The sequence below is a fragment of the Acidovorax sp. GW821-FHT11A03 genome (assembly GCF_058809075.1).
The window spans coordinates 1-13,129 of record NZ_JBXASG010000014.1; the positions used below are offsets into that span (position 1 = coordinate 1).

Annotated in this window: 14 protein-coding genes; 10 read left to right on the forward strand and 4 right to left on the reverse strand. The window is 58.5% G+C overall.

Features of this window, described 5'->3' with window-relative positions:
• Positions 1 to 494 precede the first annotated feature (494 nt).
• The 4 genes from AC1RVY_RS26305 (at position 495) to AC1RVY_RS26320 (ending at position 5,095) form a co-directional block, all read left to right on the forward strand.
• On the forward strand, positions 495 to 731 hold the full coding sequence (locus tag AC1RVY_RS26305) for a hypothetical protein (protein WP_492809078.1): 237 nt from the start codon (positions 495 to 497) through the stop codon (positions 729 to 731).
• Positions 732 to 866: 135 nt separating this feature from the next.
• On the forward strand, positions 867 to 1,274 hold the full coding sequence (locus AC1RVY_RS26310) for a hypothetical protein (RefSeq protein WP_492809080.1): 408 nt from the start codon (positions 867 to 869) through the stop codon (positions 1,272 to 1,274).
• Entirely contained in the window at positions 1,271 to 4,018 is a 2,748-nt protein-coding gene (locus tag AC1RVY_RS26315) for a PriCT-2 domain-containing protein (RefSeq protein ID WP_492809082.1), read from the forward strand. Before AC1RVY_RS26310 ends, AC1RVY_RS26315 begins: the two co-directional genes overlap by 4 nt.
• Before the next feature lie 450 nt (positions 4,019 to 4,468).
• Positions 4,469 to 5,095: a hypothetical protein gene (locus tag AC1RVY_RS26320; protein WP_492809084.1), complete on the forward strand. Its 627-nt coding sequence runs from the start codon at positions 4,469 to 4,471 to the stop codon at positions 5,093 to 5,095.
• 124 nt (positions 5,096 to 5,219) lie between these two features.
• Here AC1RVY_RS26320 and AC1RVY_RS26325 read toward each other — a convergent pair whose 3' ends face one another.
• Both AC1RVY_RS26325 and AC1RVY_RS26330 read right to left on the reverse strand, forming a co-directional pair.
• The gene (locus tag AC1RVY_RS26325; RefSeq protein WP_492809086.1) at positions 5,220 to 5,564 is read right to left on the reverse strand and encodes a hypothetical protein; all 345 of its coding nucleotides are present in this window, start codon (positions 5,562 to 5,564) and stop codon (positions 5,220 to 5,222) included.
• Positions 5,565 to 5,624: 60 nt separating this feature from the next.
• A complete protein-coding gene (locus AC1RVY_RS26330) occupies positions 5,625 to 5,798 on the reverse strand; it encodes a hypothetical protein (protein ID WP_492809088.1) in 174 nt (57 codons plus the stop codon).
• Positions 5,799 to 5,945: 147 nt separating this feature from the next.
• On the opposite strand from AC1RVY_RS26330, the gene AC1RVY_RS26335 reads away from it, so the two are divergent.
• The gene (locus AC1RVY_RS26335; RefSeq protein ID WP_492809090.1) at positions 5,946 to 6,191 is read left to right on the forward strand and encodes a helix-turn-helix domain-containing protein; all 246 of its coding nucleotides are present in this window, start codon (positions 5,946 to 5,948) and stop codon (positions 6,189 to 6,191) included.
• A gap of 27 nt (positions 6,192 to 6,218) precedes the next feature.
• Here AC1RVY_RS26335 and AC1RVY_RS26340 read toward each other — a convergent pair whose 3' ends face one another.
• Both AC1RVY_RS26340 and AC1RVY_RS26345 read right to left on the reverse strand, forming a co-directional pair.
• Positions 6,219 to 6,485: a hypothetical protein gene (locus AC1RVY_RS26340; protein WP_492809091.1), complete on the reverse strand. Its 267-nt coding sequence runs from the start codon at positions 6,483 to 6,485 to the stop codon at positions 6,219 to 6,221.
• A gap of 119 nt (positions 6,486 to 6,604) precedes the next feature.
• Positions 6,605 to 7,180, reverse strand: a complete 576-nt coding sequence (locus tag AC1RVY_RS26345) for a recombinase family protein (protein WP_492809093.1) — start codon at positions 7,178 to 7,180, stop codon at positions 6,605 to 6,607.
• Positions 7,181 to 7,502: 322 nt separating this feature from the next.
• Here AC1RVY_RS26345 and mads1 point away from each other — a divergent pair, with 322 nt between their 5' ends.
• From mads1 to mads5, 5 genes are read left to right on the forward strand one after another with little or no spacing between them, the layout of a single operon-like run.
• Complete coding sequence (mads1, locus tag AC1RVY_RS26350) at positions 7,503 to 7,718, forward strand: methylation-associated defense system helix-turn-helix domain-containing protein MAD1 (protein WP_103524192.1); 216 nt, start codon at positions 7,503 to 7,505, stop codon at positions 7,716 to 7,718.
• Between the two features lie 28 nt (positions 7,719 to 7,746).
• Positions 7,747 to 9,753 carry a methylation-associated defense system DNA methyltransferase MAD2 gene (gene mads2 / locus AC1RVY_RS26355; protein WP_492809096.1) on the forward strand — a complete coding sequence of 669 codons (2,007 nt, stop codon included), beginning with the start codon at positions 7,747 to 7,749 and terminating at the stop codon, positions 9,751 to 9,753.
• Complete coding sequence (gene mads3 / locus AC1RVY_RS26360; RefSeq protein ID WP_492809098.1) at positions 9,750 to 11,093, forward strand: methylation-associated defense system AAA family ATPase MAD3; 1,344 nt, start codon at positions 9,750 to 9,752, stop codon at positions 11,091 to 11,093. The genes mads2 and mads3 overlap by 4 nt, the downstream gene beginning before the upstream one ends.
• Positions 11,094 to 11,104: 11 nt before the next feature.
• Positions 11,105 to 11,737, forward strand: a complete 633-nt coding sequence (mads4, locus tag AC1RVY_RS26365) for a methylation-associated defense system protein MAD4 (protein WP_492809100.1) — start codon at positions 11,105 to 11,107, stop codon at positions 11,735 to 11,737.
• Positions 11,734 to 13,128: a methylation-associated defense system restriction endonuclease subunit S MAD5 gene (mads5, locus tag AC1RVY_RS26370; RefSeq protein ID WP_492809102.1), complete on the forward strand. Its 1,395-nt coding sequence runs from the start codon at positions 11,734 to 11,736 to the stop codon at positions 13,126 to 13,128. Before mads4 ends, mads5 begins: the two co-directional genes overlap by 4 nt.
• Position 13,129: the final 1 nt, after the last annotated feature.

Genomic DNA, 13,129 nt, shown 5'->3' on the forward strand with positions numbered 1-13,129 from the left:
ACTTGAGTTGCTTGGCCTGGTAACCAGCTTCCCAAATCCGAGACGGATGAACAACCTATTGAGACATCACACCTAGCGCTGCTGCTAAGGCGGACCGGCGCGCGATGGCTTGATTGATGAGACCGGCCAAGTGTGGATCATCGAGCGGCGAGACGGCTGACTGAGCGCGCAAGAGATTCTGCATCACCGCGTCGCGGCTCACTGTTGTCACCTGCACCTTCACCCTCGTCCATCCGTTATCAGCAGAGGGCGATGCATAGTACCAAAGTGTTGCGCAGACGAGTCAATCTCGACGACAGGTCATCAGTCTGAAAAGCTGATGACCTGGCCGCAATCTGCCAACTGTTCATCAGCGTTTCTCAAATGCTGGGAATTTTAGGACGCAAGTTTGGACGCAATTTATTTGCGTGGCCGGGTCAGATGCTCGGACTGCAAGCGTTGTCGTGACGCTTTAATCGACTTCATCGAAGGCAATACCCTGTGATGGAGAGAACATGGCACGCAAGGAAATTAGCAAGATCCGGCTCGATCGCGCCTTGGCGCAGGTGCAGATGGCGAAAGTTCACCCGGACACGCAGCTTGGAACAGATGCGATCCTCGTCTTAACCGGCTGGAGCACGCCGACCTTGTATCGGAGGTGCAAGGCTGGGCAATTCCCTCGGCCAATCGGCCCGGGCAAATGGCATGGTGGGGCCGTGCTCGCGCATCAGGCGGAGGCGGTAGTGGCATAAGAAAAAAGCCCGGCACACCTTTGGCGAGGTGACCGGGCCGGGGCCGTTGCGGAGCGGCTGGAGACTTGGACGATTATCTGTTCACGACAGCCACCCAGTACAACGGCCATCGATTGATTTTTGAGAAAGTCAAAGATGGCGATTAAAGAATTTCGCATGGATTGGCCTGACTTCGTCGGCGGGCTGATGAGCTACTGGGGCGCACGACTTGACAGCGATGGCGCATGGCGTCTGCCGAACGGCTTGGGGGTAAGCCTGGCTCCAAGGCCATTTGACCCGCACGTTGAGCACGGCTGGCATCGCTGGCAGCTACCGGGCCTTGATGGCGTTACCCGTGGTCGCCTGATCGATCGCAATGTTCAATTTGTCGTGCGCTCGCCCGATGGGCACTGGTTCTGGTGCAGCCCTCTCGGCGGCGGCCGCATGATCAGGATGGGTGTTTGGCAACTGCTCGACAAGGTCGCGGAGCATGCAGTGGATCGCGGCGCTCCGTGCGGCTGGCCCGTAGCGGGTATCGTTCGCACTGGGGGAGATGCAGCATGATCACCTCGACGATGCATGCAGAACAAGAGCGAGTCAGGTCAGCTCTATCCTACCTTGACTTCACTGACCGCGACGTGTGGGTGAAGGCGGCCATGTGCCTGAAGTCCGAATTCGGCGAGGATGGCTTTGGCATCTGGGACGCTTGGGGCTCGCAGCACGGGAAGTACAGCGCAGGCAGCGCCAAGTCAGTGTGGAAGTCGGTTAAGTCCGGCGGCCGCACGACGATCGGCAGCCTGTTCTTTGACGCCAAGACCGCCGGGTGGAGGGATGACACGAAGTACGTCAAGCCCAGCCACGAAGAAATCGAGCGCCGCAAAGCTGCGGCTGCAAAACGTCAGGCCGAAGCCGAAGCAGAGGAGTCTGCGGCGCGAGCATCCGCGGCGGACCATGCGCGGTATATGTGGGAGAGGGCAAAGCCCTGCGAAGGTGATGCGCACCCCTACCTAGTTAAGAAGGGCATCCAGTCCCACGGGCTGCGTGTCGGCGCATGGGAGAAGATCGACCACGAGAACGGTACTGTCGAGACGATCAGCGAGCAGGCGCTGCTGGTACCGATCTGGGGGGCGGGAAAGACAATCCATAGCTTGCAGGCCATCTTCGCCGGGAAGATTCACAGCGACCGAGACAAGGATTTTGTCAAGGATGGCGCAATCAGCGGCCTGTTCTATTCATTCGGTAAGCCACTCACAGTAGACGTGGGCGGCGAGCAGCGCCAGGTCATTCTCATCGGCGAAGGCTACGCCACGCTGGCCAGCGCACATGAGGCTACGGGACATACCTGCATCGTTGCCTTCAATGCTGGAAACTTGGTGCCTGTGGCGAAGACCATCCGGCTCCGATTCCCAGACGCGCATTTGGTGATTTTCTCGGACCGTGATGCAGAGAATCTGCGCGAGTCGGTGGGTACAAGAAGGGCCGTACAGGCAGCTTACGAAGCTGGCGGTAGTGTCGCCGTGGTCGTACCCGAGTGGGCGGCGGGCCTGAAGGGTCGCGACGCGAACGACATTGCACGCCTCGGCTTTAGTTGGGGTGGTGAGACGTTTCCTGGTGATGAAATTTTGCGTGGCTGCGTGAAGTACGCCACCCCGTATCGTTCGCCCGCATTCATGGAGCTGCTGCGCGCGTGCGGCATTGAGGCCGAAGACCTGGTGTCAGTTCCAGCCGTGTGCGAGCAGACTGAGCCAGTGCTGGCCGGCCAGGCGCTGGCGTCAGGCGTAGCGCCTGGCAGCCATGCTGAACATGCCCAGGAAGTTGCCGATGCCATTGAGCGTAGGCTTTGCCAGGCACTCGGCATCCCGCCGAGTAACACTGCAGAGATCGCGCGCTTCGGGATCGACGTAGGGGTGATTGCCCGCATGATTGGCGGATCGTTCTGGTCCAGCTCGAAAAGCAAGGCCTTCCTGCTGAACCAGGCTGAGGCCCTGAACCAGTTTCACGCTGGTGACGCATTCAAGTTCCTGGTGCAAGCCTTCGGAAAACCTGTCAACGCCAAGGCGATCTCCGACATGGTTGACGATGTTGTTGCGATGGGGCCGCTGACCAAGGAGGAGGAGAAGTCGCTGCGTCACAAGACCTCGATGGCGGCGGCTGATGTGATCATCGATCACTTGAAGTACTGGAATCAGCGGGACAGCGTTGAGTGGCGCACCGATATGTTCGCTAGCGACGCGTGCATGAGCCTGGTCGAAGACAAGGCACGCATCGTTCTCACCCACAAGCCGTTTGAGGTGCCTGCCGGCTACGAGCAGGCGATCCTCGATGACTACAAGCAGCACTTCACCCGCTTCGACGAATTCCTAGAGTTTCTGGTGATGGCGCGTTTCGCCCTGGACCGCAAGAAATGTTACCTCTGGATTTTGGCGGATTCCGATTGGGGCAAGGGCTTCTTGTTGGGCGTGCTCAATGCGCTGGGGCTCGCAGTGGGCACCAGCATGAGGGAAATCGAGGCTATGTTCGAGGGCAAGCCCGTTGGGCGGACGCCAGAGGAATTCAAGCGCGCCTTCGCCTTGGTAGTAGACGAATTCAAGGTGGTGAAGTCTGAGCTGAAGCAGCTTCAATCCGAGATCACCCTCTCGCCCAAGAACAAGCTCGTTTCCAGTGTCGAGATCTTCGCCAAGATTTTTTTGTCTGCGGAAAGCGTAGGATCCCTTGTGACCAGCCATGGCATCGAGGATCAGTTCGCAAACCGCATGAGCATCTTTCAGGAGACAGGCTCGCTCGACCTGCGCCCGATGTTCAACGATGTTGGCAAACCAAGGTACTTCAATAGCGTACTGGCCTACACAGCAGAGACACTGAATCGCTTGGTGGGGAAGATGCAGAGGTTGGGCAAGCTGGAAGCTCAGACTTGGGCGGAACGTTGGATCAACGGGTTCATCGGCAGTTATGGTCTCGACACGCTGTACGAGCGGTTCTCTGACTCCTTGCCCCAGATGGCGGCGGGTGCTCTGCCATGGCTCTACAAGCAGGAAAGCTACCTATTGCAGGATGGCCATGGCTCAGAGACTCGATACTACCTGACCAGCGCCAACAAGGTGCTAGACGACTACCTCAGCATGCACTTCGATACATCGGAGGCGCCCGGGTATAGGAAAAAGAAAACTGAAATCCTGAAGCTGATTAGCGCAGATGGCCGGGGCTTTGGGTCACACCGGATCAACGGCAAGACAACGAAGGCTGTCCTGCTGTCGAAGGTCGACAGCCTGGCCAGCACCGATGCAGCAGCAGGTGAACCCGCGTTCTGAGACCACCTTCCCAATCTGCATGCCGCCTTCGGGCGGCTTTTTTTTGACTATGGGACTGCTCCAGTGGTGGCTGTAACCGGCGTAACCGGAGCGCAACCGGGCGAGCCGTTACACGAAACCCGCATGGATAAAGGCTTTCCAGCGGTGTAACCATGTAACCGCATTTTTTCTACGTTCTTGAGTTCAAAAATAAAAAGTAGAGGTGGGGTGAGGGGGAGAAATTTAACCGCGGGAATACGCTGTTTTCCCGGTTACATGGTTACATCGCCGGAAATTCAGTGCTGGCGCGGGTTTCGTGTAACCGGGTAAAAAAACGGCCTTGGTTACGCCGGTTACACGAGACAGAAGTGCTGCGAGCTTAGAGTTGCCTGCGAAGGTGGATGGTGCTCGGCTTCGTGCGCGAGTGTCTGACCGGTGCCGCCTGTGGTGCGTTTCGGTCGTGAAACGAGAATGATCGCTCTTAGTTTTGAGATGGAGCAAACGATGGCCAGGCCAGCAGACCCGCAGCGCAATGAGGCGATTTCCACGATTAGCCGATTGGTCGGCGAGCATGGCGTGAGGAACGGCTTACAGTTCGCGCGGCAGCAGTTTCCAGATGTCCCGCATGCCACCTGGGCACGGTGGCGGCAGGTGGCCGTTGGCAACGTCCGCGAAACCGATGCCGAAGCGGTGGTGGGGCTGGCGCAGGAGGTCCGCGCGCAGATTCCACCACTTCATGAGCTGACGCCGGTGGTGGCAGATCCTGTGCCCGCCACGCAGAAGGCGCTGAATTTCTGGCGTATGCTGGATGAGCTGGAGCAGGATGTGCAGCTGATGCGAGACTTCGCATTGACCAAGGGTGCTGATGGGAAGGTCAAGTTGCGCGTGCCGCCTGCGCTGCGTGACGCCCACCGGATGCGTTGCGACTTGATCCGGCTAGCCTTGCAGCAGGCCGAGGTCGCGTGGAGCACCGAGCGCGCGGCAACGTTCTTCCAAACCATCATCGACGAGATCGGCGCTGAAAGCCCCGATTGCCAGCGTCGGATCATGGAGCGTCTGCGTGCGGTGCATGGCGAGGCGGCTACACGCGGATTCTGAGTGCTTCGCATGTAGTCTGTCGCGCCGTTGTCCAGGGTTGATTGGTCACCTGTCGTATTCGGTTGTGCCATCGAACTCTGTTGGCGAGCCGCCGAATGGCGTCTTGGGTACGCGAGCGGCTTCTTTAGTTCTCTACCTTCTCGAAGTCCCTTGAAGGGATGGTTGTCGGGGGCTTCTTTTCACCACTTACCTGCAGCCATCTCACATTCACCGTGATGCCGACTTGCGTCCAGCAGCCATGACCACGACCTGATCCTTGTCCATAGCTGTTAAACGTCGCGGTTTTTCCATACGAGCCATCGGGGCAAGGCATGTTGGTTAATGCCACAGTGTGGTCGGCATACCGGGCGATACCGAGGATGCTTTGAGCCTGCGCTGCGCAGGCAAAAAATACAGCAGGGATGCAAGCGATGAGCAATTTTTTCATATGGATAATTTTTGTCCTGCGAAATGAATTGAAATTGATCAAGCGTCGTGCTCCGGTGGGGTGACTTTCAGGCAAACATGTTCGATTTATGCGGTGCTGGTCTCACGTTTCTTGGTTACGCCCGAGCAAAATCACTTTCGACGCGACGGCTAGCAACATGATGGCCATGGCGTCGGTGGCATCTGCAGTGCCAAAGCCTGTGACCAGCTTCTGGAAGAGGTGGACGGTCAGCATGATGGAGCCGATTGCGAGGAGGATGAGGGGCAGCTTGCTCATGGATGTGGAGTCCTTCGTTCCGTTTGTGGGGGTATCCGGCGTTCGCGTAAGCGGCGAGAAATCGCAGGGTTCGATTTGGGTCTCGAAGCTAGTGTATGTGGAAGATCATCCGTGGTGTGATTGTCGTCATAAAAAGACGATCCAACCATGCCAGTTGCATCGCCTCAACACGCCGACCATCCCTCATTGGTTGCGTTGGGGGCCGCTATCAGGCGGGTGCGCCTGGAGAAAAAAATTTCGCAGGAAGAGTTGGCACATCGAAGCGAAATTGACCGGTCCTACATGAGCAGCATTGAACGTGGTCAGCAGAATCCCGGAATCGCATCCATCCTGAAAATCGCCGCAGCACTCGAAATCTCGGGATCTGAGCTCCTGGCGCATGCACGACTTTGATCGAAACAATTGACGTGAGCTGCAATGCTACGGTGCAGCTATCAAGTTGCTCGGTCCGCTGATCAATCGCTCAACACCATCGAAGCGGCTACCGCCAGCGATCCTGAAAGCTGCTGCCTCGATGATGCGCAGGGCCGCCTCTGCGGTGATTTCGGCGAGCGCTGCATCGGTCGTTGGCGCCCTGTAGTGGCGGCCCGAGCGAGAGAACGCCTCATGTTCGAGGAAAGCGCGCAGCCATGGCGTGCTGCAAGTGGCACAGCGCATTCGGGTGACGTCCCAGTAGTCTCTCGTCATGCCGACCTCGGCCTGGTCGGTCCATGCTGAGCTTGCGTTTGGGGTAAAGCATTGGCAACTGTCGGCCGGGCTATTTGGGTCTCGGATTAGCATCTGTTCTCCTTTCAAATCTGACCGCATTACTGCTTGGCGCGCAGCCGCATGATTGTCTGCCGCGTGGTGTTGAAGTCGCGCGCGATCGCAGCGATGGCGTCACCAGCGGCAATGCGCTGGGCCACGTGCTGTTGCTGCTCGGGCGTTAAGGCTGGCGGCCTCCCAAATGCCTTGCCGGCTGCCCTGGCGCGATCAATGCCGGCCTGCGTGCGTTCAATCAGCAGGTCGCGCTCGAACTCGGCAACCGCGGCGATGACGCCCATCGTCATCTTTCCGGCCGCGCTGGTGAGGTCGACGCCGCCAAGCGCCAGGCAGTGCACGCGCACGCCCATGCCGGCCAGCTTCTCCACTGTGGCGCGCACGTCCATAGCGTTGCGACCCAGCCGGTCCAGCTTGGTGACGACCAGCACGTCGCCTTCCTCCAGCTTGTCCATCAATTTCTGGAAGCCCGGGCGCTCGGCGGTGGCCACGGATCCACTGATGCTTTCCTCAACGAGGCGCCGCTTGTCGATGGTGAAACCGGCCGCAGCGATCTCGCGGCGCTGGTTTTCGGTGACTTGGTCGGTGGTCGATATGCGGCAGTAGGCGAAAACTCGGCTCATGATCTCGTCGCGTGTACGTTAGTCATGTACGAATATTAATGCATGTACCAAATTTGATTTAGCCTAGTTTCGTAAATCCTGCGCAACACCTGTACGAATCCGTTCGGTTTCGGACGCCAAGTTTTCAGTTTGGACGTAGATATGAAATCGGCTCCGGGGACAGGAAGGCAAAGCTTGAGCCCATCGTGTTCGCTGCCTCAGCACGGTTGGCTCGGTTTTTTCAGGGTTTAGACCGGTAAGGTGGTGTTAGCTTGGCTGAGCGTGGCTTAAACTCTGTTTAGTCGCTGCCCTTTTGGCGGCGCATTTCTGTTTGGATGCAGACATGGACGACCGCTGGCTCTCTGTCGATGAAATCGCCGACTACCTCGGCGTAGCCAAAGACACCATCTACACCTGGGTGACCTCCAAGGGCATGCCGGGGCACAAGGTTGGACGCTTCTGGAAGTTCAAGAAAGAAGACGTGGACGCCTGGGTGCGTGAGGGCGGTGCCGCTGCCAGCAGTGATGACTTTGACGACAAGGAGCCCCGCAATGCCTAGGCAGCGCTCCGCACAGGACAACAACGACATGAGCGACCTTGATCAAGAAGCCCAAGCGCCCGAGAGCGCGCTCGAAGAGGGCAAGGTCTTCGACTACATCACCGGCAAACCGGTGAAGGACAGCGACAAAGAGCAAGTCCGCCAGCGCATCGCCCGCGCCATCATTCATGAGTACGGCATTGCCGCCGAAGACATGGAGCCTGACTTCAAGGTCAAGGTGCTGGGCAAAAACCGCAAGCTCGACATCGCCATCTTCAAGCCTGGCCAAGCGCACACGGTGGACAACCTCTACCGCGCCGTGGTGGTGGAGAAAGAGCCCAAGCTCGGCACCAAAGGTGCCTATCGCATGCGTGATCCGGAAGAGGCACGCAAAGAGTTCGAGGTGCTGGAAATCGTAATGGCTGAAGTCGATAGCTGCGACTACGGCCTGTGGACCAACGGCCTGGAGTTCTTCTTCTTCAAGAAAGAAGTCACCCGCTTCGACACCAAGTTCAAGCCCATCGGCGACTGGCCCCTGGGTGACGACACCTTCAGCGTTGAAGGCCGCTCCATGGGGCGCCTGCGTCGTGCCGATCCGGTCATGCTGCGTACGGCCTTCCGCCGCTGCCACAACTACATCCACGGCAACGAAGGCATGCCTAAGGATGCGGCCTTCTGGCAGTTCCTGTACCTCATCTTCTGCAAGATGTATGACGAGCAGCAGCCCAACGATGCGCGTCGCTTCTGGGTGGGGCCGTTTGAGCCGTTTGAAGCTGCGGGACGCGAGCAAATCCGCCTGCGCATCAAGCCGCTTTTTGAGGCGGTGAAGAAGAAGTACGACGGTCTGTTCAAGGGCAACGAAGAGATCACCCTGTCTGACCGCGCCCTGGCCTTCATCGTCTCCGAACTGGCCCGCTACGACTTTGGCCGAACCGATGTGGACGCCAAGGGCACGGCCTACCAAGAAATCGTTGGCACCAACCTGCGTGGAGATCGCGGCCAATACTTTACCCCGCGTGGTGCCATCAGTCTTGTGGTCAAGATGTTGGCACCCAAGGAGCATGAGCGCGTGCTCGATTCGTCCTGCGGTACGGGCGGCTTCCTGGTCGAGACCTTGAACTACCTGAACAAGGTCTTTCACGAAGAGAAGCGCATCAAGGCAGGCGACGAGAACACGGACGAGTTCGTCTCCATCCGAGACCGGTTGGCCCACTTCGCGGCCAACAGCCTGTTCGGTGCTGACTTCGATCCCTTCCTGGTTCGTGCCGCACAGATGAACGTGATGATGGCTGGCAATTCGCTCGGCCACCTCTATCACATGAACTCGCTGGAGTTCCCGGCAGGCCACCTGCCAGGTGTGCCCGCAGCGAAGGCAGCCATCCCGCTCGGCACGATTGATGTCTTGATGACCAACCCGCCGTTTGGCTCGGACATTCCGGTTACCGAAAAGACCATCCTGGAGCAGTACGAGCTGGCCCGCCGCTGGGAGCGGCAAGGCGATGGCTTCGTGATGACCAATGCCATCAAGCCGGCAGTGTCGCCCGAGGTGCTGTTCATCGAACGATGCGTCAAGTGGCTTAAGCCGGGCGGCCGTGCTGGCATCGTCTTGCCGGACGGCATCCTAGGCAACCCCGGCGATGAGTACATCCGCTACTGGATTCTTCGCCACTGCTGGGTGCTGGCCAGCATCGATTTGCCGGTGGAGTCCTTTATCGTCGAGGCCAACGTCAACATTTTGACAAGCTTGCTATTCCTGAAGCGCAAGCCTGAAGAGGTGATCAAGGCAGAAGACCTGGGCCAAAAGAGGGACTACCCCGTCTTCATGGCAGTCGCCGAGAAGGTGGGCTTTGACCGCCGTGGCAACACGCTCTACAAGCGACACCCTGACGGTGAAGAAATCCTCGTGGATGTCAGCCACGAAGAAAAGGTCCGCATCGGCGGTGGCCTGCAAGTGCGCACCCTGCACCGCAAGGAGCGCATCCTCGACGACGACCTGCCCGAAATCGCCAATGCCTATGCCGAGTTCCGTGCCCAACATCCGGAGCCCAGCAAATGATCACGCGACTTGAAGCCACACGCTATCGCTGCTTCGAACGCCTGGGCGTTGATGTCGGCGACTTTCGCGTTCTCGTCGGGGCCAACGGCTCTGGCAAAACCACCTTGCTCGACCTGCCCGTTCTCTTGGGTGATTTGCTGCGTGCCAACAATGTCTCCGCGCCATTCATGGAGCGTCGCCCTGAATTGCCGCCGCGTGCTGGCAGCCTGAACGAACTGGTGTTCGCCGGGCGCGGCAGCGACTTCTCGCTGGCTGTCGAAGCCCGCCTGCCTGAGGCAGTGCAATCAAAGGTGCTTGAAGGCTTGTTTGCCAGCAAACGCACGGAGCGCTCGCGCCAAGCGTTGCAGGAAGACCGCCGTCAGTGGCCGACCCACATCCGCTACGAGATCGGCTTGCGTATCGGTGCAGATCAATCGCTGCTGGTGGCCTACGAGTACCTCTTCCTCTTCCCCGAGGCTGATGGGCCAGACCGCCGACAAGCGGGATTTCACGGGGCAACGGCAGCGAACAAGAAGCTGTGGCACCTCACACTCAAGCGCGAGATCGGCTACGAGTCGGAATTCAAGCCAGAAACACCGCACGCCAAAGCCGTCAAGGTCGGCCTGCCCGAGACGCTGCTGGCCATGCCGCGCGTGCTGTTCGAGTCCGAGGCGGGCTATCCCGCTGCGCGGTGGCTGCACACCTTGCTGACTACCGATGCTGTGTTCCTTGAGCCCAACTGGTCGGCCATGCGTCAAGCTAGCCCACCGGGGCAGCCCAAGGCCATCACCGCCAACGGTCGCAACATCCCCTGGCTCGCACTGGAGCTGAAGCGCGAGGGGGCTCCCGAAGCTGCGCCTGCGGACTATCGCAGTGATCGCTATGCCGACTGGATTGCTCATGTGCAAACCGCGCTGCCGCAAGTCACTGACATCGAAGTGCGTGAGCGTGAGGACGACCACCACGCCTACTTCGTGGTCAGCTACAAGGGCGATTTCAAAGTGCCGTCACCCGGTTTGTCGGATGGCACCCTGCGCATCCTCACGCTGACGCTGCTGCCCTACCTCAGCAAGCAGCCGGCCATCGTGGTGACCGAAGAGCCAGAGAACGGCATCCATCCACGCGCCATCGAGGCCGTTTTGCAATCACTGTCGTCCATGTATGACAGCCAAGTCTGGGTGTCGTCACATTCGCCCGTGGTTCTTGCGAGCGTTGAACTGGATCAACTCGTCTGTTCTAGGCTCTCATCTTCTGGCGCGGTCGAGATTATTCGAGGCAACCAACACCCCCGTCTTTTGGAGTGGCGTAAAGGTATTGATCTTGATCTCGGAATTCTGTTCGCAGCGGAGGTGTTGAGTTAATGCGCGATTGCATGTTTTACGTGGCCGACATGAACATGGCGGAGGCCTTCAGAGGGTTCCTGTCTCGACCACAGTTTCATCAAAGTCTGGGCTGTGGCCCGTTCCAGTTTGATTCATTGCATGACATCGCCCGTGCGGAAGGAAAAACCGACGGCGGCCTTTGGCGTCACGCAGGAGGCCTTTGCAAAGGCTATCTTCAGACTCACCGCAGATTGGTGGTTTGCTTGGACCGGGATTTCGGAGGCTCTCCTGGGCAAGCGCAAATCAGATCAGATATTGAGGGTCAGCTTGTTGCTGTTGGCTGGCAGCCAGAGGCCTTCAAGGTCTTGGTGATTGATCCCGAGCTAGAACAATGGATCTGGCAGGACAATGTTCACGTGCAGAACGCACTGCACCATTCTGGCAATCAGTCGCTCCGCGCGATGTTATTGGCGTCTGGAGAATGGCCCGCGGGCGCGGCGAAGCCTCTTGATCCCAAAGGCACGCTTGAACGAATTGTTCGTGCAAACCTACGGGGCAATCGTTCCTCAGCGCTCTACAGCAAGATCACTAGCAAGGTGTCCGTGGGAGGCTGCCTGGATGGTGAGTTCATCGCGCTAAAGCAACAGCTCTCGATCTGGTTCCCGGAGGCGGTTGCTGTATGACGTTTGCCAGCTTTAAGAACGCACGCGTTGTTCGCTCCAACTGGCTTGATGAAGGTGGTCGGCGTCTCGACTGCAACCCGTACATGTCAGGTGCGCTAGAAGCGCGAGATGCATTGAAGCGCTTGCAAACCGTTGACACGCTATCGACTGTCACTGAGCGGATCTATCACGCCGGACGCGAGGGCCGCACATGGGTTGATGATCCGGGGTATGGTGTTCCGTTTCTTGGAAGCTCGGACATCTTGTCGGCAGATCTCTCTGCGCTGCCGTTGCTGTCGAAAAGGCAGGTCGAGCGAAATCCGCTCTTCAAACTTGATGACGCTTGGACCCTGATCACGCGGTCAGGAACGATTGGCAGAATGGCCTATGTACGTTCTGAAATGGCTGGGATGGCTTGCTCAGAGCACGTGCTTCGAGTCGTTCCCAAACCGGATCGCATTCCGCCGGGCTACCTATACGCCTTCCTTTCCAGCCGCTACGGCGTACCCCTGGTTGTCTCTGGCACTTATGGCGCAATCATTCAGCACATTGAGCCTGAGCACATTGCGGAACTGCCGGTGCCCAGGTTCTCACCGGAGATTGAGCAACGCATTGATCGAGCCATTTCACGATCTGCGTCGTTGCGAGATGAGGCATCAAGCACTCTCGAACGTGCCATCGCAGAACTCTTGACCACGGCGGGACTACGGCCATTGCCGACGCATGGGGTTGTCACGCCCTTCTCTGTGTCATCGGTTAGCGCGTCCAGTCTTCAACGGCGCTGCGACGGCTTTTTCCATAGCCGCTATCACCAAGATGCGACGGACGGGATTAGGCGATCCGGGCGCTTTCAGACCTTGGCACAGTTCACTTCCAGCATCGTGGAGCCGAACCGTTTCAAGCGTGTCGTTCTGGATGCGGACTCGGGAGGAGTCCCGCTCTTCGGTACTTCAGCCATCTTCTGGAACGATCCCCAAGCTTCTTACTACTTGCCGCGCAAGCTAGCGGAGCCATACATCGTCAGTACGAACACGCTGCTGGTGCCCCGCTCTGGGCAACTGCAAGGCGTTATCGGCCGCCCCGTGCTTCCTTACGGCGACATCATCGGAGGGGCAGTCTCAGAAGATGCGATTCGAATCAACTGCCATACGCCAGTCGAAGCGGGTCTTCTGTTTGTCTTTCTGACCTCTGACTACGGTCTCAGGCAGTTGAAGGCACGCGCCTTTGGCTCATCCATCCCGCACTTGGATGTACGGCAGATTGGAGAGTGCCTGTTGCCCGAATTGGATCAAGAAGTGGCAGATCGCATTGGCAGAGCAGGCCTCAGAGTTTCAGAGCTTAGAAGCGAGGCCCTGCGTCTAGAGCGTGAGGCTCGGCGAACAGTAGAGGAACAGATCGAAGGGGGCGAGTGAA